Source organism: Sphingomonas larreae, from assembly GCF_051400595.1.
Lineage (GTDB): Bacteria > Pseudomonadota > Alphaproteobacteria > Sphingomonadales > Sphingomonadaceae > Sphingomonas.
This window is the reverse complement of record NZ_JBLFFI010000004.1, coordinates 75,973-99,860: the sequence shown is the minus strand read 5'-3', so window position 1 is coordinate 99,860 and position 23,888 is coordinate 75,973. Positions and strand designations below refer to the sequence as shown.

Below are 23,888 nucleotides of genomic sequence, written 5' to 3'. Positions count from 1 at the left end.
GGAGACGCGGCCGGTTCGCGTCTGATCCATCGACGCCGGATCGCGCTCCGGCGAGCGCAGCTTGGCTCGAACCGCATGGCGCCGCCGGCGGTTCGCCACGAGCGCCGAGCTCCTCCGGTTGGTCGGTCGGCGGGCGGTTGCCAGTGCCGGACCGGAAACCGCGACGCCGCTACCCCGCCAGCAGCGTCTGGGTGAAGCGCTGCGCATCGCCCGCGAGCAGCGACAGCGTGCGGTCGAGCGTGCGCGAGGCGTCGCGGAAATGCTCCACCGAGGCGAGGTTGCGCTGCACCGAGCTGCCGATCCGCTCGCTCGCGGTCGCCAGCGCCTGGCTGCGCTCGCGGACCTCACCGATGCGCGCGTTGAGCTGGTCGATCGAGCGCGCCTGGCCGCGCGACATCAGCGCCACCCGGCCGGCGCCCTCGTCCAGCCCGGCGATCAGCGTGCCCAAGCTGTCGGTGTTGGTCACCATCGTGCCGATCGTGCCCTGCACCGCCTCGATCGTGCGGCGCACGTCGCTGGTGGAGGCGCCGGTGCGGCTCGACAGCGACTTGATCTCCGCCGCCACCACCGCGAAGCCAGCGCCCGCGCTGCCGGCGCGCGCCGCCTCGATCGTGGCGTTGAGCGCGAGCAGGTTGGTCTGCTGCGCGATCGCGTCGATCACGTCGACGATCTGCTCGATCGTCGCCGCCTGCTGCTGCGACTGCGCCACCGCCGCCTGCGCACCCTGGGCGTGGCGATTGATCGAGCGCGCGGCGCGGCTGGTGCCCTCCACCTCCTGGTCGATGTTCTCGAAGGCGCCCGCGAGCGAGCGGGTCGCCTCGCTCGCGTCGCGCATCTCCTCGCTGAACTGGTGCGCGATCGTGTCGAGCTCGGCCGCGAGTTCACGGTTGCCGCCAGCCGAGTCGGTGAGGTCGCGCGCGCTGCGGTCGAGATGCGCCATCGCCGCCTGCGCCTCGCGGATCGCGCCCGCGACCTGCTCCTCGAAGGTCTGGGCCAGCACCCGCAGCGTCTCGCGGCGGTGCGCCTCGGCCTCGCGCGTGGCGCGCGCCACCTCCTCGTCGCGGCGGCGCTCCTGGCGACGCGCTTCCTCGTGCAGCCGCGCGGTCTCGCGCGCCAGCCGCTCGGCCTCGCCGCGCTGCTGGTCGAAGCGCTCCAGCGCGGTCACCATCTGGCCCAGTTCGTCGCGCCGGCGCAGCGCGGTGAGATCGGGCGTCTTGCCGGCCAGCACTGCCTCCGTCGCGGCGGCGATGCTGGTGATCGAGCGCACCGTCGAGCGACTGATCAGATAGGCCATGGCGACACCCAGCAGCGCCGCGAGCGACGACACCAGCACGATCGCCAGCAGCGTCGCGCGCGTCGCGAACACTGCGCTGGCCGCACCGGCGTCGGCGCTTGCCACCCCGGCGCGGGTCATCGCGCGCAGCCGCTGCTCCACCCGGTGCGCGTTCTCGCGGAACGGCGCCACCATCGCCGCGCTGCTGGCGAAGTCGATCTCGAGCATCGAGGTGATCACGCCCACGGTGGCGCGATACTCGCCGAGGTCGGCGAGCATGCCGTCCAGCGCGGCGCGATCGGCGGGGTGGCGCGCGCGGTAGCGCAGCAGCGCGTCGCGCACGCCGTCGAGGTCGCGCTCCACCGCGGCGGCGCGAGTCGGCACGTTGGTGGCGGGGGCGGCAGCCTTGGCGATCAGCAGCCGGTACAGCTCGGAATCGGCCATCTCGAAGCGCAGCGCGACCGCGTTGAGCTGGCTGAGGTCACGCATGTCGACCTGGACGATGCGGTTGACGCTGCGATCCGCCACCACCAGCGCGGTGGCGCTCAGCGCGGCGATCAGCGCGAACAGCACCAGCATCAGCAGCGGCGTGGCCGCGACCTTGGCGGTGATCGGCCGGTCGGCGAGCCGCGCGCGCCGCTCAACGCGGTCCGCCAGCGCGGAGAGCAGGGTCAGCATCGCGCCAGTGTCGCCTCTCGCGCGGTCACAGCGTCACGCGAAGCCCGCCGCGCACGCGGCGGTCGGCCGGGATCGGCGAGACCGCGGCGCCATCGGCCAGCGACAGATTCTCGCCCGCGACGAACAGCTCGAGCGCCTTGCTCAGACGATAGCCCGCGCGCGCGTCGAGCGCGACCGCGTCGTCGACGCGGTACAGCCGCAGCTGCTGCAGCGTCGAAAAGGCGAACTGGCGCGTCGCGGCGGTGTAGCGTGCCAGCGCGCTCGCGTACCAGCGGCCGCCGTCATAGCCGAGCGCGACATTGGCCTTGTGCCGCGGCGTCGTCGCGCGCGGCGCGAGCGCATAGGGGATCGGCAGCGCCGTGCCGGCGAGATCGCCGTCAGTCGCGGTCCAGGTGTAATTGACGCGCCAGTCGAGCGCGGCGACCCGCCCGCTCGCCTGCCATTCGGTGCCATAGGTGGCATAGTCGCCCACCGCGGCGAAGCGCGCCGCCAGCACCGGAGTCGGCGTGAGGAACAGGTCGAGGTTGGGCTCCAGCCCGTCGCCCGGCGAGGCGATCGCATCATTGGTACGCGTGTAGAAAGCGGTCGCCTCCAGCCGCGTCGGGCCGAGCGCATGGGTGTAGCCGAGCTCGGCGCTCCACACCGCTACCGGGCGGATTCGCGGCGAGCCGGTCACGACGATCGGTACCGGCGTCGGCACCGACAGCGGCAGGCGGAAGCCGAAGCTCACCAGCGACGGCAGCTGGTAGCCGCGGCCGCCGTTGAGCCGCAGTCGGCCGTTCGCGCTGGTCTGCACCACCAGCGCGGCGTTGAAGCTGAACCGGGTGAAGGCGCGGTCGAACGCCGCCGGATCGTCGAGTACCGGCTGCGCGATCGCGCCGGACTGACCCAGCCACAGCCGGTCGACCCGCGCCGCGGCGCTGACGCCGACTCGGTCGAGCGGGTGAAGATCGAGCATCGCGTCGAGCGACGCGACGTCATAGGCGATCGTCTCGGCGAACTGCGCCTGGCCGCGCATCCGGCTGTTGCGATATTCGCCGCCGACGCGCAGCGTGTCGTCGGTGTCGACCCGGTAGAGCGCCGCCGCCTTCACCGCGATCAGCCGGTTCTCGATCGGCGCGCTGACGCGATTGACGCCGTCGCTGCCTTCCTTGCCATAATCGGCGTCGAGCCAGTTGACGTAGCCGTTGAGCGACGCCCCGCCCCACGGCGTGTCGTGCGTCAGCCCGGCATGGACGTTGCTGCTGCGATAGCGCTGGTTGGAGAGCAGCTGGCTGGGCAGATATTCAATCTGCTCGTTGCTGGCATAGCCGCCGCCGAGCACCGCTTCGGTGGTGCCGAACCGCGCGCTGAGCTCGCCCGCGACCTGGTCGGCAGCGACGTCGACGATCGGCGTCGGCGCGAGCAGCCCGGCGGGCAGGCGGCGCTCGTCCTCGCGCAGCCGCCCGGCGCTGACGCGCGCGCGCACGCTGCCGCCCAGCGGCAGCGACGCGGTGCCCGCCAGCCGTGAGAAGCCGTGGTCGCCCGCCGAGGCGGTGGCGCGCGCGCTCGCCACGTCGCCGGCGCGCTTGGTGATGATGTTGACCACGCCGCTGGCCGCGTTGAAGCCGAACAGCGCCGCGGCGGGGCCGCGCACCAGCTCGATTTGCTGGATTTCCTCCAGCTGCACGCCGAGCAGGTTCCAGTCGGTCAGGCCGTAATGGTCGAGATAGACCTGCCGCCCGTCGACCAGCACCAGCAGCCGCGCGTTATAGGTCTGCACGCCGCCGCGCACCGCGATATCGCTCTGCCCCGCGGTCCAGCGGTTGACGTCGACCCCGGCATAGCCCTTGAGCAATCCGGGCAGATCGCGCGCGGGGGAGCGCGCGATCTGATCAGCGGTGATGATGGTCACCGAAGCGGCGACCTCGGAGGCGCGCTGCGGCTTGCCGATCACGCTGGTGGTGACGGGCTCGCCGATCATCGCTTCCAGCGCGGAATAGTCCACCGCCTGCGCGGTCGCCGGCGCGGCCGCCGCGATTGGCGCGAGCGCGGCGCCGAGCGCGAGCGCGCGGCGCAACATAAGCGCGGTCACGCTCAGATCTCCTTGACGAGCATGAGGAAGGCCGAGCCGAAGCGGGCGTTGGCGGCGCGCGCCGCGGCGCGGTTGACGGTGATCTGGACGCGCGCGCCACTGCCGATGCCGACGACGCAGCGCGCCGCCTGGACGCAGGCGTCGTCCGAGGTGATGGTGACGACCGAACTGCGCGCGGCCGCCGCGGCGATCGCGCCCTGGTCTTCGCGCGTGCCGGCGGTGACGAAGGCGACGCGATAGCCCGTCAGCGAGTCGAGAGCGGTCACCGGCACCCGCTTGGTGCGCAGCGTCGCCTTGCCCGCGGCGGCCCCGCCGCCGAGCGCGCGCTCGATCGCGGCGGCGTCGGCCATCGAAGCGGCATTGCCCGGCGCGACGACGATCGCGGCGGGCATGATGCCGCTCGCCGGCGGTTGCAGGAACGACACCACCCGCACCGCAATCGGTACGTTCAATTCTGCCTGCAGCGGCAGCGCAGCCACCGACGTGCCCGCGACCACCGCCGCCCCGATCAATTGTCTCACGCGACCCTATCCCCAAGCCCGAGAGCGGCAGTAGGCGCGCGAGGTCACCAGATGATTAACGCTGCGGTGACGATGGGGCGGGCGGCCTCCTTATCGCCGGGATCCGGGTAGCCGGCCGCATCACGGAGAGCCGAGTGTCACTCGCGCGCCTGATCATAGGCGACGGCGGCGGCCGCGAAGGCTTGCTCATGCTCGAGCGCCCAGGAGCAGAGTGCCTCGAAGGGGCCGCGCAGCGAGTGACCGAGTGGCGTGATCGCATATTCGACCCCGATCGGGCTCGTCGGAAACACCGTCCGGGTGATCAGCCCGTGGCGTTCCAGCCGCTTCAGCGCGTCGGCGAGCGACTTGTGCGTGATGCCGTCGAGCCGGCGCTTGATCTCGTTGAAGCGCGCCGGCTGCGGGCACAGCACCGTCAGGATCATGATCGTCCACTTATCCGCGATCTTGTCGAGCACGGGGCGAATGCGGGGCACGTCCATCATCGCCCGGCACGACAGCGCCGCCAGGTCGGTATCCTCGGCCATATCTAGGCTATTTCCAGTGCGTTCTTGATAGCAGATACACATCATATATCTGGTCGCCCGTCTCGAAGAAAAGGACGGATGATGACGAACATGACCGGCAAGGTCGCCGTGGTGATCGGCGGAGCGAAGGGGATCGGGCTCGCGACCGCACGCGCGCTCGCAGAGGAAGGAGCGACGGTGCTGCTGACCGGGCGCAGGGAGCAGGAGGTCGAGGCCGCAGCCGCCGGCATCGGCCCCTCGGCGCACGGGATCGCGGCCGACGCCGCCGTGCCGGCCGATCTGGAGCGGGTCATGGCCGAGGCGCGAAGCCGCCACGATCGCATCGACGCGCTGGTGCTCAACGCCGGATTGTCGGAGCCGGCGACCATCGCGGAGGAGACCGCCGAGCATTTCGATCGCCATTTCGCGGTCAACGTGCGCGCTGCGCTCTTCGGCCTCCAGGCGGCCTTGCCCGTGCTGAGCGACGGCGCGGCGGTGGTGCTGGTCGGGTCGATCGCCGACGTGATGGGGGTGACGCCCTTCAGCACCTATGCCGCCACCAAGGCGGCGCTGCGCTCCTACGCGCGCAGCTGGGCGGCGGAACTCGCGCCGCGCCGCATCCGCGTCAACGTCGTCGCTCCCGGGCCAACCGACACCGATATGATGAGAGCGGTGTCCGACGACATGCGGCAGACGTTGATCGCGCCGATCCCGCTCGGCCGCATGGCGCGCCCGGAGGAGGTCGCGGCGGCCGCCGTGTTCCTCCTCAGCGATGGCGCCAGCTTCGTGACGGGAAGCGAGCTCTGCGTCGACGGTGGCATGCGGCAGGTGTAGCGGCACCGTCCTCCACGTGGCAGCGCAGCGTGTCCGACAGGCCGCGCATCACGGACCTGCGCTCCCGCTCCGGCGTTGGGCCGGCATGCGTCTCCCCTTGATCGCGTCGGCTGCCGACGCGCTGTCCTGGACCCTCGTCGGTGGCTTGGCGTTCGCCTGCCTGCTGCTGACCTTTCTGATGGGGTTTGGCGTGCTGCCGGGCCGCGCGCTGCTTGCCGGCATCGGCCTGGCCGTGCTGGCGGCCGCGCTGGTGATCGGACGCCGGCGAGCGGACGCCCGGCTGGCCGCGGGCGCCAGCGCGTTCCTGCAGATGACATCGTTCACCATCCTCGGCGTGGTGCTGACCTATCTGCTGGCGGCGCGGGGAGCGCCGTTGTGGGACGCGCGCCTGGCCGCCGCGGACCAGCGCCTCGGGGTGCACTGGCCGGCGATCCTCGGCGCGGCCGATCGCCTGCCGGCACCGGTGCTGGCGCTCGGCGGCCTGGCCTATCACAGCCTGGTGGCGCAGATGGTTTTGTGCATCCTCGTGCTCGCCGGGACGGGGCGGCTCGACCGGTTGCGCGTGATGACCGCCGCCGCAATCCTGGCGGGGGTGACGACGGTGCTCGTCTCGGGCGTTGTGCCGGCGGTCGGCAACCTGTTCGATCCCGATCGCTACCAGGCGCTCTGGCCGTCGGTGGCCTGGCTGGAGCGCGCCCTCGTGCTCGGACTGCGCGACGGCAGCGTGCGGCAGATCGACCTGCTGCACATGACGGGGATCGTCAGCTTTCCCAGCTATCACGCGGCCTTGCCGGTGATCCTCGGCTGGGGGCTGTACCCGATCGCGCGATTGCGCCTCCCTGCGGCGATCTGGGCCACGCTGACGATCGCGGCGACGCCGCTGTTCGGCGGGCATTATCTCGTCGACGTGCTGGCCGGCGTCGTGCTCGCGTCCGCCGCGCTCGCGCTCGCCGCGCGGCTGGTATCGAAAAATGCCGGGCACGGAGGCATGCCCCGCGGCCAGGAATATGCTATACTTCCGCGATCTAGGGCCGCTGCGACGCTGGCCGCCGCGAGGAATGCCGGATCGCCTGATGACGTGGTATGAGAAACTGCTGATCGTGTCGGCCATGGTGCTCTTCATGGAGTGCTTTGCCTGGGCCACGCACAAATATGTCATGCATGGCTGGGGCTGGGGCTGGCATCGCTCGCACCACGAGCCGCATGACCGCGCGTTCGAGAAAAACGATCTGTACGCCGTCACCTTTGCCGCGATCGTGATCGGACTGTTCGCGCTCGGGACCTATTGGGAACCGCTCTGGTGGGTCGCGCTGGGGATCACCGTCTATGGCGCGATCTACGCCTTCGTGCACGACATGCTGGTGCATCAGCGGTTCGGCATGCGCTGGGTGCCGCGCAAGGGCTATTTCAAGCGGTTGCACCAGGCGCATCGGTTGCACCATGCGGTGAAGGGCAAGGAGGGGGGCGTCAGCTTCGGCTTCCTGTTCGCGCCCGATCCCGCCCGGCTGAAACGTCGGCTCTCCGAACGCGCCGACCGGTGAGCATCGGCGCGCGACACGGCGGCGACACGCGGCGCGGTCTCGCGCTGGCGGCGGCGATCGGCGCCGCGTGGCTCACCGTGCACCTCGGCGGCATCTTCTTCTGGCGCTGGACGCCGGCCACCGCGCTGCTCGCGCCCGTCGTTGTGGTGGTGCAGGCCTGGCTCAGCACCGGGCTGTTCATCATCGCGCATGACTGCATGCACGGCTCGCTGGCGCCCGGCCGGCCGCGGCTCAACCGAGCGGTGGGAACGCTCTGTCTCGGCGCCTATGCCGGCCTGTCCTACGGCGGGCTGCTCCCCAAGCACCACGCCCACCACGCCGCTCCCGGGACGGCGCGCGACCCGGACTTCCATGCCGACGCGCCGACGCAGATGCTGCCGTGGTTCCGATCCTTCTTCCGCAACTATTACACGCACGGCCAGATCGTGCGGATCACCGTCGCGGCGACAGTCTATCTGCTGCTGGGCGCCTCGCTCTTCAACATCGTCGTGTTCTGGGCGGTGCCGGCGCTGCTGGCCTTGGCGCAATTGTTCGTCTTCGGCACCTATCTGCCGCACCGGCATGACGAGCGGCCGTTCGCGGATGCGCACAATGCGCGCAGCAGCACGCTGGGGCCGCTGCTGTCGCTGATGACCTGCTTCCATTTCGGCGCCTATCACCACGAACATCATCTCAGCCCCGGCACGCCGTGGTGGCGCCTGCCCGCGTTCAGGCGGGAGCGGTTAGCGCGGCGGTGATGGCGGCGGCGGCAGCGGCGGCACCGCCGTCCGCCGCGATCTCGTCCGCCAGCGCGCGCGCCGCCTGGCGATAGCTCGGGCGCGCGATCACCGCCGTCAGCGCGTCCGCCAATGCGCCGACACTCAGGCGATGCGGCGACAGCATCCGCCCCGCGCCGATCCGCACCAGCCGGGCAGCGGTCGCGGGCTGCTCGAAGCCGATCGGCAGGGCGACGATCGGCACCCCGGCCGCCAGCGCGTCGAGCACGGAGTTGAAGCCGCCATGCAGCACCGCGGCCGAGCATCGACGCAGCACCGCTGTCTGCGGCCAGAAGGCGCGCACCAGCGGCGCGCCGGGCAGGTCGGCCTCCTCCGCCGGCGAGAGCCCGCCGCCATGGCCGATCACCGCAAGTGCCCCGACGGCGGCACAGGCTTGCGCCATCGTCGCGAACAATTCGCGGTGCGCGCCTTGCAGCGTGCCGAGCGAGCAGAAGATCAGCGGCGTGTGCTCGGGGAGCGGCTCGTGCGGGATCGGTGCATCAGAACGCCACGGGGATCCGTAACGAAAGGTGGGCGGCAAGGCGCGCCGGGGGAAGTCGAGCCCGCGCGGACATTGCGCGACCTGCACACGCGGTGTGGAGTGACCGGTCAGCTGCCATTCCCGCTGCCGTGCCTCGATCACGCGGGTGACCGGTCGCATCAGCCAATCCGTCACCGCATATCCGCCGCGGTTGCGGAACCTGCCCAAGGCGTCAGGACGGTAGCGCCACCCGAGGAACGGCGGCGGCACGTCGGGCTCGCGCAGCAGCGGCAGGCCGGTGGCGGCGACCACATACGGCAGGCCGAGCCGCTCCGCGATGAGCGGGCCGGCGGGTTCTACCGCGTCCGCCAGCACGGCGGTGGCACCGATCCGCTCGAGCACGGCGGGCGCTTCGGCCAGCAAGGCCTCGGTCATCGCCGCCGTGGCGCGGATCATGCGGTTCAGGCGAACGGGTCCGTTGGGCTTCACCAGCGATGCCAGATAGGCGTCGAACGACGTCGCGCTCCCGCTCGGCAGCGCCGCGAACCCGACCCCGGGATCGGTGATAAAGCGCCGCGCCGCCTCCATGTGGACGACCGACACCCGCCAACCCTGATCGATCAGCGATCTGGCCAATATCTGCATCGGGTTGAGGTGACCCGGCAGCGGCGCGGTGATGACGGCGAGATGCCCCGGCGGCGAGCTATCGCTCTGGAGAAGCTCACGATTATGCATCCGTGGCGATCATGAACCGATCAGGCGCCGGCGCAAGGAAGAAACTTGCCGGACGCGGCCAGGCCTCGGCGCCGACTAGACGAGAGACCGCGGAAGCGCTCTGGCCGCGGCTATGTCGCCCGCCGGCGCGAGCATGCGTCGCATTGCGGCGGCGACAGCGACGCGCGGTTCGGCGCCATGCGCCGGCAGCCCGCACGTTTCGGGCAAGCGGCTGAGTTATCGCGTTTTCAGGTCGGAGCGACGGGACTGAATTCGTCTTGCGCGCTGTCAGTCCGCTCGCCATGACCTGTATGACAGGATGCGACGGCGGGCTTGGCAGCGAGGTTGCCGCCCATGGTCGCGGAGCCCGCCGCCGCCAGGGCGCGCAGCAAGGAGCGATGAGAGTGACCGATCCGACTGACAGCGCGGTGTCGCGGCGCATGCTGCTCGGCGGCGCGGCGCTGGGCGCGATGCTGTCTGCGCTGCCGGCGCCCGCGGGCGCGACTGCGGACGAGACCGATGCGGCGCTCGATCCCCGCGTGGCGTTTCCGCTGATCGCGTCGAGCCGTGCGGCGTCGGTGCTGGTCGATGCCGCCGCGGACAGTGCGGTGCAGCGTGTCGGCGCCAGTCTGGCGACCGATCTGGCGCGCGTGTGTGGCGCCCGTGCCGCGCCGGTGCGGCAGCGCGTCGAGGCGGTGCGCGGGCCGGTCGTCGTGATCGGCGTGCTCGGGCAGAGCGAGACGATCGACGCGCTGGTCGCCACCGGCAAGATCGCCGCCGCGGACCTGCGTGGCGAGTGGGAAGCGTTTCGCCAGATCGTCGTCGATCAGCCCTGGCCCAACGTGCCGCGCGCGCTGGTCATCGTCGGCTCCGACCGGCGCGGTGCGGTCTTCGGCACCTATGACGTGTGCGAGCGGATCGGCGTCTCGCCGTGGCATTGGTTCGCGGACGTGCCGGTGGCGCGCCGTCCCGACGTGCTGTTCCCGGCGGGGTCGCGGCGCGACCAGCCCAAGGTGCGCTATCGCGGCTTCTTCATCAACGACGAGGATCCGTGCCTCAAGGGCTGGGCGACCAAGAAGTTCGGCGGGGTCAATGCGGCGATGTACGCCTATGTCTTCGAGCTGCTGCTGCGGCTGAAGGGCAATTACCTGTGGCCGGCGATGTGGGGCAAGGCGTTTGCGGACGACGATCCCCGCAGCATGGTGCTGGCCGATGCGATGGGCGTGGTGATGGGCAATTCGCACCACGAGCCGATGCTGCGCGCACAGGCGGAATGGCACCGCCACGAGGACGATCGCACCCGCGGCGGCGCCTGGGATTACACCAAGAACGGTGCCAATCTGCGTGCCTTCTGGCGCGGCGGCATCGAGCGGATGATGTCCAAGGGCGGGGGGCAGCGCTACGAGTCGGTCGTCACCGTCGGCATGCGCGGCGACGGGGACGAGGCGATGGCGGAGGGCACCGCGACCGAGCTGCTCGAGCGGGTCGTCGCCGACCAGCGCCAGATCATCGCCGAGGTCACGCGCCGGCCCGCGACCGAGACGCCGCAGGTCTGGGCGCTCTACAAGGAAGTGCAGGACTATTACGACAAGGGCATGAAGGTGCCCGACGATGTCACCCTGTTGTTCTCGGACGACAATTGGGGGCAGATCCGACGCGTGCCCGAGCCCGGTGCGGCGCCGCGCCGGGGCGGCTACGGCATCTATTATCATTTCGATTATGTCGGCGCGCCGCGCAACTACAAGTGGATCAACACCAACCAGATCGAGAAGGTCTGGCAGCAGATGGATCTCGCCTATGCCGGCGGGGTGCGCAACATGTGGATCGTCAATGTCGGCGACATCAAGCCGATGGAATATCCGCTGAGCTTCTTCCTGGCGATGGCGTGGAACCCGGAGGCGATGACGCCGGCGGCGCTGGCCGCTTACCCGCGGCGCTGGGCGGCGGCGACCTTCGGTGCCGCGCAGGCCGACGCAATCGGCGCGATCGTCACCGACTATGGCCGCTATGCCGCGCGGCGAAAGCCCGAGCTGATCGACCAGAACAGCTTCCCGCTAGGCGGCGTGACCGCGACCGAGCTCGACGGCGGCGAGTTCGGCGCGATGGTGGCGGAATGGGACGCGCTCGAGCAGCGCATGCTGGCGGCGCGCGCGCAGCTCTCACCCGATCAGCTCGACGCTTATTACCAGCTGGTTGAACACCCCGTTGCCGCCATGGCCAATCTGTACCGGCTCTATTACGCGGCGGCATGGAACCAGCGGCTGACCCGCAGCAACGACGCGCGTGCCAATTACTTTGCGGATCAGGTGGAGGCGACCTTCCGGCGCGACGGCGAGCTGACCCAGCGCTATCATCGCATCAACGGCGGCAAGTGGGACGGCATGATGGCGCAGGTCCACATGAGCTACGTCACCTGGAACGACCCGACCCAGCAGTCGATGCCCAGCATCACCCGCGTCGCCGCGGACACGCCGGTGTCGGAGCGCAACCGCCAGCCGCGCTTCGTCGCGCCTGCGCCCGCACCCGCGGGCGTGGTGGCGATCGAGGCGAGCGCGTTCACGCGCGCGCGCGGCGGGCGCGGGCTGCGCTGGACCCGCATACCGCACCTCGGGCGCACCGGGGGCGCGATGGTGGCGCTGCCGCAGGGCCGCCTGGCGACGCGCGTCGAGGATCAGGTGGCGCTCGACTATGACGTCACGCTGGATGTCGCGGGCGCGGCGCGGCTCACGCTCTATCTCGCGCCGTCGCTCGACACGTCGGGCGGGGCGGGGGTGCGCGTCGCGGTGGCGCTGGACGGCGGCCCCGCGCAGCTGCTCCAGGCGCGGCTGACCGCGACCGGGGGCGATCAGGACACGCCGGCCAAACAGGCCTGGGCCGCGGCGGTAAGCGACAATGTCGTGCGGCTGACCGCGGATGTGGGGCGCCTTGCGGCGGGCAAGCACCGCATCACGGTGTCGCGGGTCGACGACAATGTCGTGCTCGAGAAACTGGTGCTGAGCACCGTGCCGGTGCCGGCGAGCTACCTCGGGCCGGGCGCACGGCAGGGGTGAGCCAGCGGCGAGGACATTCCGTCGCTTGCCCTCCGTCAACCTGAGTCAAGCTCAGGATGACGCGAGAGGGGTAGGGAGGCCGAAGCTCGGCGCGGTCCCGCCGCAGCGCGCCGCGCTTCGTCTACTGGCGCGCGCAGCATCCGGGCTATGCAGGCGCCGGCCATGCGCGCCACACCCGCATCCGCGACAAAAAAGGCGCGGCGGTCACAGGACCGCCGCCCTCCAGGCAGGAAGGATCGGGAAGTTTAGAACGTACCGCGCAGGCCGACGAGGAACTGACGGCCGGGCTTGTACGACGTGAAGGTCGCGTCCTTGAACTGGAAGTAGGAGCGCAGCGTCGCGTCGGTGAAGTTGGCGATGTTGAACGTGAGCTGCGGCGCGTTCCGGATGCCGAAGATCTTGTCCAGGTCGAACGACGACGAGAAGTCGTAGGTCGTATAGTCGGTGCCGAACAGCCCCGCGGCGGGAATGCCGTTCTGCGCCAGCCCGCTGTTCTGCGAGCCCTGCCGCGACGTGGTCGCGACGCGCAGCATCACGCCGTTCTTCTCGTAGAATCCGGTGATGTTGTAGGTGAACGGCGCAACGCCGAACGCGGTCGCCGGGCCGTCGCTGCGCTGGTCGACGATCGTGGCATTGGCGTTGAAGCCGAAGCCGGTCACGCCGATCATCCGGGTGAGGAAGTCGAGCGGCTGCACCCACTGGAACTCGAGCCCGTTGATCGTCAGCTTGTTGGGCACGTTGACCTGCGAGGTGACCTGCACCTGCGCCGCGCCCGGCCCGCCGCGCGAGTTGATCGCGATCTGCTGCGTCGGGTTCAGCGTGTCATAGGTGATGCCATATTGCGCCAGGTTCGAGAACGGCACCGTGTTGATCGCGGTGGTGGTGAAGCCCTCGATCGACTTGCGGAACGCGTTGAAGCTGACGACGCCCTCGCGGCCGGTGTAATACTCGAAGCCGAGGTCGAGGTTGGTCGACAGATAGGGCTCGAGCGCGGGGTTGCCGATCGAGGCCTGATCCGCCGACGGCGCGCCGAAGTTCACGCCCGGCAGCTGCGCCGAGGGGTCGGGACGCGTCATCGTGCGCGAACCCGCGACGCGGACCACCGCATTTTCGCCGACGTCATAGGCGAAGGTCGCCGCCGGCAGCCACTTCGAATAGACGTTGCGGGTCGAGACGATGTTGACGAGGTTCGTGTAACGGCTGCCGTCCGGCAGCGGCGCGCCGGTGGCGGTGGTGTTGCGCGGATCGGGGACCGAGACGCGTCCCTCGATCGTCTGGATCGTGTTGACGTAGCGCACGCCCACGTTGAAGCGCAGCATGTTGTCGCCGATTTCCTGCGCGCCGTTGACGGTGGCGAAGGCCGACTTCACCACCTCGCGGATCAGGCCGCCGCTGGCGCCCGTGGTCGAGCCGCCGCTCTCCGGCGAATTGTCGTGGAACTGATCATAGTTGGTCGCGGAGGCGAAGGCAGGGAAGTCGACCGTGACGAAGCCCGCCGGACCGGGGCGCAGATAGGTCGGCGCGGCGCTGTTGGGCACCAGCGATCCGCCATAGGTCAGCGGCCCCGCGACCCCCGCGCTCGCCCCGGTCCCGAGCCCCGGATAGGTCGGGTAGCCCGCGGGCGCGGCGCCGGGCGCGTTGAGCCCCTCGCACGGCGGCTGGCTGTTGGGCGACTGCAGGAACACGCTGGGATTGTTGCCGCAGACCGCATTCTGCCACGCCTGGCTGTTGTCGAAGCCGCGGATGCGGCGCGACACGTCGTCATAGGCGCCGCCCACCTTGAGGTTGAGCGACTTGTCGCCCCACGTCAGATCGCCGCGGAAGCCCTTGTTCTCGTTGACACGGCGCTCGTCGTTCAGGTTGACGCGGCTGCCGGCATTCCAGCCGAAGTTGTTGGGATCGTTGAGGTCGAGCGCGCTGGTGATCTGCGGGATGCCGCCGTCGTTCGAATAAGTGACGGTGTTGCCCACGCCGAGCGGCGTGGTCATGCCGACGGTCGGGTTCTCGCGATGGAAGGTCGAGCGCGCGTAATTGCCCTGCAACGTCAGCTTGAGGCTCTCCGAAATCTCCCATTCGCCGCCCGGGTTGACGCTGAACAGCTTGGTGGTCTCGATATACGGCCGGAATTCGTTGAAGAACTGGACGTTGGCGAAGGTGCCCCCGGTTACGGTACAGCCCGCGCTGCAATCCGGCTTGTCGAAGGTGAGGTTGGTCGGGATCGCCGCGCCGTTGCGCACGATCCACGCCATGTTCTCGCGGATCAGGTCGTTCTTCTTATAGCCGTACAGGCCATCGATGTAGAAATGCAGCGTGTCGCTGGGCTGCCACTCGGCACTGACGATCGCGTTGATGCGGTCGCGCGGCCCGCGGATGCTGGTGGAGCGGCCGAGCCGCGGCAGCAGCCCGTTGTCGATCTGCTGGATCGTCGCGCCGGGATTGTTGGCGAGCAGGAACGCGCTGTTGATCGTCGTGCCCGCGACCAGGCCCGCGCCGGCGCCGACCGGCACCACCGCTGGAATCGTCCAGTTGCCGCCGCCCGTGCTGTTGCAGCCCGAGGTCGCGCCGCACTGTGCCGCGGTGAGCGCGGGATTGGTGTAGCCGATCGTCTCGAAGCCACGCGTGTCGGTGAACAGGCGCTGCGCCGACACGCCGGCGAGAATGCCGATCGTGTCGTTGCGCCAGCTGCCGATCAGCGAGCCGCGCGCGCCGATGCGATCCTCGGGCGACTGTTTCGTGCCCTGGATGTTGTACGCGAGGAACGAGTTCTGGCGATCGAACGGGCGCGCCGAGCGCAGGTCGATGTTGCCGGCCGCGCCGCCCTCGAGCAGGTCGGCGGTGTAGCTCTTGTTGACGGTCAGCTTGGTGAACAGGTCGGTCGGGAAGAAGCTGAGGTCGACCGAGCGGTCGGTGCCCTGCGCGTCGGTCGCGCCCGAGGAGGCGACCGCGATCGTCGCGCCGTTCAGCGTGACGTTGGTGAAGTTCGAACCGAGGCCACGGATCGCGACGTTCGTGCCCTCGCCGGTGACGTCGCGGGTGATGGTGATGCCGGGGATGCGGTTGAACGACTCGGCGATGTTGGTGTCAGGGAACTTGCCGATGTCCTCGGCGAAGATCGAGTCGGTGAATCCGGTCGAGGCGCGCTTGGCGTCGGTCGACTTGGCCAGCGCCGAGCGATAGCCGGTGACGACGATGTCCTCGCCCGGCGTGCCCTGGGTAGCGTCAGTCTGCGGCACCGGCGGGGCGGCAGGCCCATTGTCCTGACCGTCAGCAGGCTGCTCGGTTGCCGTGGGCGGCACTGCCTGCGCGGAGGCGACCGCAGGCACCGCCGCGCCGAGGATGGTGGCGCTCAGCAGCAGCGCGCGACTGGCGCGGACCGGACGGCTCATCGTCATTCTCTCGTTCCTCTCCTGCGTGCGCTGCCGTCGTCGCGGCATGCGGACACCATCGCGTTCGTCATCACGTGAGCACCCCGCGGACCATCCCGCGCGTATGCTGGTAGCGCTACCTTCCTCAATTGGACTGACTTGTCAATTCGTTCTGTCTGGCCAAAAACGTCGCGTTAGCGCTCTCACTCATTGGTGTGGCCTGCTCGTCACGCTGCCATCATGCGTGCGGGTGCCGAAGGTGCCCGCGTGCCGCGCCGCCCGCGTGACCCGCTCACTGCGGGAGACTGATGTATCCAAGCCGAGCCGTTCTCCCGCGCAGGCGGGAGCCCAGAGCCACAGGCGGAAACGTGATTGGCTCTGGGCTCCGGCGTTCGCCGGAGCACGCTGGCGGTTCAGACGAGGTGGATGAAACTCCACGAACGCGGTGAAGGCAGGCGCGAGCCGTCGCCGCGTCAGACGAGGCGAAACGCGAAGCGCCCGCCCGATAGGTCGGAGCGGGCGCGGCAGCGTAAGCGGAGGCGTCGTTCAGAAGCGCGCGCGCACCCCGAAGAGGTAGCGCGAGCCCGTGTTCTGCAGCATCAGCAGACGGTCCTCGATGACCGAATAATCGTGCACATATTGGTTGGTGAGGTTCACGCCCTGCGCGTAGACCTGGAACACCGGGGTGACATCGTAGGACACGCTCATGTCGAGCTGGCCGTAGGCGGCGCGGTTCTCGGGGCGGGACGCGGCGCCGAAGCACTGGCGCAGGAAAGACGAACGCCAATTGTACGAGGCACGCGCCTGAAGCCCGTATTTCTCGTAGAACAGGCTGCCGTTGGCGGAATGCGGCGACAGCCCGTTGTAGCCGCAGTTGTTGGCATTGCTGCCGTTGCTCTCGCTGCGCTCGACGTTGCTGGAGACATAGGTGTAATTGCCCGCCACGCCGAACCCGCCGAGCGCCCCCGGCAGCAGCCGGTCGAACGTATATTGGCCGCCGATCTCGACGCCCGCGATAGAGCCGCTCTGGCCGTTGCGCGTGCGCGTGTCGAGGAAGTCAAAGCCCGCGATCGTCACCGGCAGCGTCTGGCTCTCGAGGAAATCGGAGAAGGTCTTGTAGAAGCCCGAAACGCTCAGATAGCTGACGTCGGTGATATAATATTCGAGCGACACGTCATAATTGGTCGATTTGAACGGGCGCAGCTGGGGGTTGCCGCCGCTCGACGTCGCATTGGTGAGCCGCCCGCCATAGCTGTTGTCGACGCCCAGCGAGGTCAGCGTCGGGCGCGTCACCGTCTTGGACGCCGCCGCGCGCGCGAAGACGCGCGGGGTGATCTCGTACTTGATGTTCGCGGAAGGCAGGAAGTCGGTGTAGCTGTTGCGAACCTCGATCGCCTGCGGATCGGTGTAGACGAAGTTGAGGTTGTCGTCGCCCGGATTGACGAAGATGCGTACGATCTGCTGCCCGAAGCCGCTCGACTGCAGTCGCGTGCTGACGAAGCGCCCGCCGATATTGCCCGACCAGTCAGCGCCCCTGAAGTTGGCGTTGAGATAGGCGGCGACCACCTTCTCCTCGACATCGAGCCGCGCGTTGGGGCGGTCCCGCCGGCCGTACGGTCCGCCCGCCAGCGCCTGGACGCGCGCCGCCTCCACGGCCTGCTCCGCCGCGGTGCGGCCCTGGCGCGCGCGCACCAGATTGGCGGGATCGGACAGGAAGGCGAAGATGTCTTCCTGGTTGAAGGTGAAGAAGTCCTTCGGCAGCGCGTCGCTGCCCGACGCGCCCGGCAGGAAGGTGCCGAGCGAATAGGGCTGGACGAGGTTGGACGGGATCGGGATGTCGTAGCCGCAATAGGTGCACACCGTGTCCGAATTGTCAGCGCGGGTGCGGACCTTGCGACGCTCGTTGTACGAGGCGCCGAACATCAGCGACTGGAGGATGCCGCGGTCCGCCTTCCACTCGCCGTCGAAATGAAATTCATTGCCCTTGTCGCGCACGCGGGTGAGGTCGTTCTGCGCGAAATGCGCGCGCAACAGGCTAGCGTCGGTGATCGGGCCGAGGTTGGTGAGCCCGGGCAGATCGTTCTGCGGGTTGAGATCGAACCGCACCGCGGTCTGCGCCAGCGAGCCGACGACAACGAACTTGTACGGGTTGCGCTGTGTCGCCTTGGTGGTGGAGGCGTCGAACTTGAGGCGCAACTGGTCGGACACGTCCCAGGCGAGATTGGCGCCGATCTGGTAGCTCGCGGTCTCGCGCTGGCTGGTCCAGACGATATTGTCGTTCTGCTGCTTGGTCACGCGCGTGTCGCTGATCCCGGGGATCGGCTGGAGCAGCCCGGGATTGGCGGCGAGGAAGTCCGAGCCGGGGCGGTTGAACCCGATCACGGTGTTGTTCGCATCGGTCTCGACGCCGAGGAAGCGCTCGGTGAAGAAGTCGCCGTAGCGACGCGTATATTGCGAGACGTTGAAGCGCGAGTAGATGCCGTCGACGGTCAGCAGCAGCCGGTCGCTGAGCTGGCCCTGGATCGAGCCGGCCACGTTGATCCGCTCGCGCGTGTCCTCCTCGCGGTCGAAGTTGAACTCGCGCGGGGTGTGGATGTTGCTGGCGCTGTCGCTCAGCGCGGCGGTGGTGAGCCCGGTGGAGCTGGCGGTGCCGTTGATCAGCCCCTGCGAGCCGAGGATCCAGCCGCCGATCCGCGCCGAGTCGAGCTGGCTCTTGCGGTTGGTGTAGGAGGCCGAGAGCAAGGCGCCGAACGTCTTGTCGGGGTTGGTCCAGGAGACGATGCCCGAAACGTCGGGGCTGACCTTCTTGGCGAGCGAGTCATAGATGCCGCCACCCGCGAGCGTGGCGTGGAAGCCCGCCTTGCCGTCAAGCGGGCGCGCGGTGATGACGTTGACGGTAGCGCCGATGCCGCCCTCCTGCAGCTGCGGCAGCGAGGTCTTGTAGACGTCGACGCGCTGGATCAGGTTCGAGGACAGCACGTCGAACGAGAATTCGCGTCCGGGATTGTCGGTCGCCATGATGCGACCGTTCACCAGCACGGTGTTGAACTCCGGCCCGAGCCCGCGGACCGTGATGAACTGACCTTCGCCGCCCGAGCGGTCGATCGCCACGCCGGTGATGCGCTGGAGCGAGTCGGCGATGTTGGTGTCCGGGAACTTGCCGGTGTCTTCGGCGGTGATCGAGTCGACGATGTTTTCCGCGTTGCGCTTGGTGGCGAGCGACGAGCGCAGGCTGCTGCGGATGCCGGTGACGACGATGTCATCGCCCGCGCTCTCCGGCGCGGTCTCGGACGGCGCCCGCGGTTCGGCGGGGGTGTCGGCCTGCGGGGTGCCGGTGGGCGCGACCGAGTTGGCGTTTGACGATTGCGCCAGTGCAGGCGCCGCGAAACAGGCGAACGCAGCCGCGCTCGCGAGCAGACGAGCTCTCATAACATCCTCCCTAAGTGCAGGTATTCTGACGCCCTGCGCAGATTGATCATCTTGTAGGAGTAGTCGGCTGTCAAGCCAGCGTGTGTCTGGGTGGGTGCGGTGATTTCTTACAATGCCGTGCCGGCAATCGCCTAGGTCGTGACGCGCCACCATCGGCTTGACGCCGCTCCCTGATTTCGTCGCGTCGGCACGCATCTGATCCTCACGGCTTCTGACACGAGGCAGTGAAGAAGAAGGAGTCGACCGGAAAGACACCGTTTCGTTTCGCTGCGCTCGCCACATACCGTGAAAGGGAAACGCATCATTCCACACCGGATGGTTGCACGACCGGATCGACGCCCGTCCATTCGCTCTCGACAATTGTTTGAGTAATGGTACGTCTGTCCCAACAAGGGCGGCGACAAGCGCCCGGGCGACGGGAGGAGAGGGTGATGGACGACGGACGTCTCAGTCGGCGCGGCATGCTGGCCGCTGGTCTCGGGAGTGCCGCGACCGCGGCGCTGGCGCCGCGCGCCGGCGCGCAGCCCGGTACGACGGCGCGTTCGGCGCGCCTGCTCGCGCCGCGGCCGCCGATGGGGTGGAACAGCTGGAACAGCTTCGCCACCACGATCAACGAGGCGCAGGCGCGCGAGACCGCCGCGATCATGCGCGAGAAGCTGCTGCCGTTCGGCTATGACGTCTTCACCGTCGACATCCAATGGTACGAGCCCAACGCGACGAGCTACGAATACAATCAGGTCGCCACGCCGACGCTCGACGCGCACGGGCGCGTCATCCCCGCGCCCAACCGCTTCCCCTCCAGCGCGGACGGATCGGGCTTTACCCGGCTCGCCGCCGCGGTGCACGCCATGGGGATGAAGTTCGGGATCCACGTCATGCGCGGGATCCCGCGCGAGGCGGTGAAGCGCAACCTGCCCGTGCTCGGTACGTCGCTGCGGGCCGCGGACGTCGCCGATACGGACAGCATCTGCCCGTGGAATCCGGACATGTACGGCGTCGACATGACGAGGCCCGGCGCGCAGGCCTATTACGACAGCATCTTCGCGCTGTACGCCTCATGGGGCGTGGACTTCGTCAAGATGGACGACATGAGCCGCCCCTATGACGCGCATGCCCCCGAGATCGAGGCGGCGCATCGCGCGATCGCGAAGTGCGGGCGCCCGATCATCCTCAGCCTCTCGCCCGGCGAGACCCCGGTGGCCCGCGGCGCGCACGTCCGCGACTATGCGCAGATGTGGCGGATCAGCGACGATTTCTGGGACGAGTGGGCGATGCTGGAGGCGCAGTTCACCCGGCTGGAGAACTGGATCCAGTGGCGCCGCCCCGGCGCCTGGCCCGACGCCGACATGCTGCCGCTCGGCCGGCTCGCGCTGGGCAAGCGCGACACCAAATTCACCCCGGACGAGCAGCGCACGCTGATGACCCTGTGGTCGATCGCGCGCTCGCCGCTGATCATGGGCGGCGACCTGCGCCATCTCGACGCGCCGACGCTGGCGCTGCTGACCAACCGCGAGGTGCTCTCGGTGAACCAGGCCAGCACCGACAACCGGGCGCATTTCCTCGCCGATGGCACACGCGTCTGGTCGGCGCGTCCTGAGGGCAGCGACGATCGCTACCTCGCGCTGTTCAACACCACCGACAAGCCCAAGGCGGTGGGCGTGCCGCTGGCCGCGCTGGGCAAGAACGGCACGGTGCAGGTGCGCGACCTGTGGGCGGGACGGTCGCTCGGCAGCGCGCGCGGGCGCGTGACCCAGACGCTGCCGCCGCACGGTGCCGCGCTGTTTCGTTTGTCCTGAGCGGGGGTTCGGCGGATAGAGGGAGGAGAGGGGGAGGGCGATGGCGGACCAGCAGGACGGGGATACGGCGCTCCAGTCGACCGGGCGGCGCTGGCGCGGCGCGATCGGCAACATGCTCGGCCGCGCCATCCTCGCGGGCGAATATGCGCCGGGCGACGTGCTGCCGGGCGAGCTCGTCTTCGCCGAGACCAACGGCGTGTCGCGCGGCGCGTACCGTGAGGCGGTGCAGGGGCTGATCGCCAAGGGACTGGTGGAGAGCCGTCCCAAGACCGGCACGCGCGTGCTGCCGCGGCGCCGCTGGAACATGCTGGATCCCGACGTGCTCGCCTGGGCCTTCGCGGACAAGCCCGACATGGCGCTGCTGCGCAGCCTGTTCGAGCTGCGCGGCGTGGTCGAGCCCGCCGCGGCCGCCTTCGCCGCCGCGCGGCGCGATCGCGACGATCTCAAGGCGCTCAAGGACGCGCTCTCGCGGATGCGGCGGCATACGCTGTCGACCGAGGCGGGGCTGACCGCCGACCGCGACTTCCATGGCGCGATCCTCACCGCCTCGCGCAACGATGCGCTGGTGACGCTCTCCGCCGGGATCACGGCGGCGGTGGCCTGGACCACGCAGCTCAAGCAGCGCGACCGCGCGCTGCCGCGCGACCCGATCCCCGAACACGCCGCGGTCTATGATGCGATCGCGGAGGGCGACGCCGCAGCGGCGTCGGCGGCGATGCGCGCCTTGGTCGATCTCGCGCTGGCGGACACGCGCGCCGCGCTCAACGACGGAGTGGAATGACGATCATGAAGATACGACAGGCGCTCCTCGCCGCTGCGCTGCCGCTCGCCGCCGTGCTGGCGACCCACGCGGCGGCGCAGCCGCGCGACCCGCTGGCGCCGACCGCGCGCTGGTCCGCCAACACTGACGGCCGCGCCGCGACCCCGCCGATGGGCTGGAATTCGTGGAACGCCTTCTTCACCGACGTCGACGAGGAGAAGGTGCTCGCCTCGGCCCGGCTGATGGTCGATTCGGGACTGGCGGCCAAGGGTTATCGCTACGTCAATCTCGACGAGGGCTGGTGGGATCACCGCCGCGCCGACGGGCGCATGCTGGTGCGCGCGGACAAATTCCCGTCGGCACGCACCGCCGACGGCGCCACCTCGTTCAAACCGTTCACCGATCGGCTCCACGCGATGGGGCTGCGGACCGGTATCTACACCGACCTCGGCCGCAACACCTGCGCGCAGGCCTATGGCCCCAACGAGGTGAACCTGCCGCGCGGCAGCGTCGCCGAGCGCGAGGTCGGGCTGTATGGCCATATCGACCGCGATATCGCGCTGTACTTCGGCGAATGGGGATTCGACTATATCAAGATCGACGGCTGCGGGTTGCGCGCCTACGGCCCCGACAGCGCGCCGGTGCGCTCGGGCAAGTTCCGCGCGCTCGCCCCCATCCTCGATCTGGAGACGGTCAGCCGCGCCGACATCCCGCGCGTGCGCGCGCTGTTCGGCGAGGTGAAGGACGCGCTCAAGCGCCACAATCCCGATGGCGACTATCTGCTGTCGCTGTGCATCTGGGGCTCGGCCAACGTCCGCGCCTGGGGCAAGGACGTCGGCAACGTCTCGCGCACCAGCGACGATATCACTCCCGACTGGGGGCGGATGCTGACCAATTTCGACAGCGCCGCGCGGCGTGCGCTCTACGCGCATCCCGGTTCGTGGAACGACCCCGACATGCTGTTCGTCGGCAAGGGCGATTTCGACGCCAACCATCTCACCGAGGCGCGCTCGCATTTCGCGCTCTGGGCGATGATCAACGCGCCGCTGCTGATCGGCAGCGACCTGCGCAAGACCCCGCCGGCGCTGATGGCGATCTTCGGCAACGCCGGGCTGATCGCGCTCAACCAGGACCCTGCTGGTAACCAGGCAGTGCCGGTGTTCGATACCGATGACCTGCAGATCTTCGTCAAGACGCTGGCGAGCGGCGAGAAGGGCGTGGCGATCTTCAACCGCTCGTCGCGCCCGATCGACGCGCAGCTCACCGCGCAGCACCTGCGCTTCCGCGCCGACGCGCCGGTGCGGCTGACCGATCTGTGGAGCGGGCGCACCAGCAGCTTCACCGGTGAGGACAAGCTCAGCGTGCAGCCGCGCGAGACCCTGGTGTTTCGCGCTGCGGGGACGCGCGCGCTGGCAGACGGTGTGTATCTCTCCGAGACGCCGGGGGACGTGAACCCGGCGGTGGACGGCGTCACCGCGCCGCAGCCCGACCCGACCATCCACCGAGCGCTGGCACCCTGGGGCGGCGGCACGCGCGGCACCGGGCCGCGCCCGATCTATGCCGGCTGGGGCGGTGCGCAGCCCGACGCGACGCCATACGGCCGCGAGCTCCAGCTCGCCGGCACGCGCTTCGCACAGGGGCTGGGGGTACTCGCCAACTCACGGCTGGAAGTGCGCAACCATGATTACACGCGGCTGACCGCGACGGTGGGCGTGGACGATTCGGCGACGGACGGCGACACCGCGGCGCGGTTCGAGATCTACGGCGACGGGCGCCTGCTCGCCGCGAGCCGCGCGCTGCGGCGCGGGGCGGTGCCACAGCCGCTGAGCGCCGACGTGCGCGGTGCCAAGATCGTCGAGCTGGTGGTGCGCGCCAAGGGCGGTATCGCCGAGCAGCTGCCGGTGTCCTGGGGCGACGCGGCGTTCCACCGCTGAGCGTACCAGGCCCTCTCTCCTTGGCCTGCTCCGCGGAACACCCGGGACGCTGATGACCTTCCGTCATCCCGGACGTGTTCCGGGATCCACTACTCGCGAAACAACGCTTTGGGCGTGCGCGGTGAGATGGATCCCGGCTCCACGTCCGGGATGACGAGGCGTGTCGTAGCGTGATCCGTC

The 23,888-nt window shown here is 69.5% G+C and carries 15 protein-coding genes; 8 read left to right on the top strand and 7 right to left on the bottom strand.

The window, feature by feature from the left end:
- Positions 1-169: 169 nt before the first annotated feature.
- The 4 genes from ACMGDM_RS15020 to ACMGDM_RS15005 all read right to left on the bottom strand — a co-directional run bounded on the left by ACMGDM_RS15020 (position 170) and on the right by ACMGDM_RS15005 (position 5,070).
- Positions 170-1,951, bottom strand: a complete 1,782-nt coding sequence (locus tag ACMGDM_RS15020) for a methyl-accepting chemotaxis protein (protein ID WP_436804927.1) — start codon at positions 1,949-1,951, stop codon at positions 170-172.
- A gap of 25 nt (positions 1,952-1,976) precedes the next feature.
- On the bottom strand, positions 1,977-4,025 hold the full coding sequence (locus ACMGDM_RS15015) for a TonB-dependent receptor plug domain-containing protein (protein ID WP_436804926.1): 2,049 nt from the start codon (positions 4,023-4,025) through the stop codon (positions 1,977-1,979).
- Between the two features lie 2 nt (positions 4,026-4,027).
- On the bottom strand, positions 4,028-4,546 hold the full coding sequence (locus tag ACMGDM_RS15010; RefSeq protein WP_436804925.1) for a YfiR/HmsC family protein: 519 nt from the start codon (positions 4,544-4,546) through the stop codon (positions 4,028-4,030).
- A gap of 137 nt (positions 4,547-4,683) precedes the next feature.
- Complete coding sequence (locus ACMGDM_RS15005) at positions 4,684-5,070, bottom strand: winged helix-turn-helix transcriptional regulator (RefSeq protein ID WP_436804924.1); 387 nt, start codon at positions 5,068-5,070, stop codon at positions 4,684-4,686.
- Positions 5,071-5,151: 81 nt separating this feature from the next.
- Here ACMGDM_RS15005 and ACMGDM_RS15000 point away from each other — a divergent pair, with 81 nt between their 5' ends.
- The 4 genes from ACMGDM_RS15000 (at position 5,152) to ACMGDM_RS14985 (ending at position 8,161) form a co-directional block, all read left to right on the top strand.
- Complete coding sequence (locus ACMGDM_RS15000) at positions 5,152-5,883, top strand: SDR family NAD(P)-dependent oxidoreductase (RefSeq protein WP_436804923.1); 732 nt, start codon at positions 5,152-5,154, stop codon at positions 5,881-5,883.
- An 85-nt stretch (positions 5,884-5,968) separates the two neighbouring features.
- On the top strand, positions 5,969-6,970 hold the full coding sequence (locus ACMGDM_RS14995; protein WP_436804922.1) for a phosphatase PAP2 family protein: 1,002 nt from the start codon (positions 5,969-5,971) through the stop codon (positions 6,968-6,970).
- The gene (locus ACMGDM_RS14990; protein WP_436804921.1) at positions 6,957-7,424 is read left to right on the top strand and encodes a sterol desaturase family protein; all 468 of its coding nucleotides are present in this window, start codon (positions 6,957-6,959) and stop codon (positions 7,422-7,424) included. Before ACMGDM_RS14995 ends, ACMGDM_RS14990 begins: the two co-directional genes overlap by 14 nt.
- Complete coding sequence (locus tag ACMGDM_RS14985; RefSeq protein WP_436804920.1) at positions 7,421-8,161, top strand: fatty acid desaturase; 741 nt, start codon at positions 7,421-7,423, stop codon at positions 8,159-8,161. Before ACMGDM_RS14990 ends, ACMGDM_RS14985 begins: the two co-directional genes overlap by 4 nt.
- On the opposite strand, the gene ACMGDM_RS14980 is transcribed toward ACMGDM_RS14985, so the two are convergent.
- On the bottom strand, positions 8,133-9,395 hold the full coding sequence (locus ACMGDM_RS14980) for a glycosyltransferase (protein WP_436804919.1): 1,263 nt from the start codon (positions 9,393-9,395) through the stop codon (positions 8,133-8,135). The two genes, ACMGDM_RS14985 and ACMGDM_RS14980, sit on opposite strands and share 29 nt — an antisense overlap.
- A 383-nt stretch (positions 9,396-9,778) precedes the next feature.
- Between ACMGDM_RS14980 and ACMGDM_RS14975 the strand changes: the two genes are divergently transcribed.
- Complete coding sequence (locus ACMGDM_RS14975) at positions 9,779-12,424, top strand: glycosyl hydrolase 115 family protein (protein ID WP_436804918.1); 2,646 nt, start codon at positions 9,779-9,781, stop codon at positions 12,422-12,424.
- A gap of 245 nt (positions 12,425-12,669) precedes the next feature.
- Here the strand turns inward: ACMGDM_RS14975 and ACMGDM_RS14970 are convergent, their stop codons facing one another.
- Positions 12,670-15,810 (bottom strand): TonB-dependent receptor, encoded by a 3,141-nt coding sequence (locus ACMGDM_RS14970; RefSeq protein ID WP_436804917.1) that lies wholly within the window; start codon positions 15,808-15,810, stop codon positions 12,670-12,672.
- Positions 15,811-16,335: 525 nt separating this feature from the next.
- Positions 16,336-19,218, bottom strand: coding sequence for a TonB-dependent receptor (locus ACMGDM_RS14965; RefSeq protein ID WP_436804916.1), 2,883 nt, complete (start codon positions 19,216-19,218; stop codon positions 16,336-16,338).
- A gap of 431 nt (positions 19,219-19,649) precedes the next feature.
- On the opposite strand from ACMGDM_RS14965, the gene ACMGDM_RS14960 reads away from it, so the two are divergent.
- From ACMGDM_RS14960 to ACMGDM_RS14950, 3 genes are read left to right on the top strand one after another with little or no spacing between them, the layout of a single operon-like run.
- Positions 19,650-21,014, top strand: coding sequence for a glycoside hydrolase family 27 protein (locus ACMGDM_RS14960; RefSeq protein ID WP_436804915.1), 1,365 nt, complete (start codon positions 19,650-19,652; stop codon positions 21,012-21,014).
- A 40-nt stretch (positions 21,015-21,054) separates the two neighbouring features.
- Positions 21,055-21,795, top strand: coding sequence for a FadR/GntR family transcriptional regulator (locus ACMGDM_RS14955; protein ID WP_436804914.1), 741 nt, complete (start codon positions 21,055-21,057; stop codon positions 21,793-21,795).
- Positions 21,796-21,800: 5 nt separating this feature from the next.
- Positions 21,801-23,708 (top strand): NPCBM/NEW2 domain-containing protein, encoded by a 1,908-nt coding sequence (locus ACMGDM_RS14950; RefSeq protein ID WP_436804913.1) that lies wholly within the window; start codon positions 21,801-21,803, stop codon positions 23,706-23,708.
- Positions 23,709-23,888: the final 180 nt, after the last annotated feature.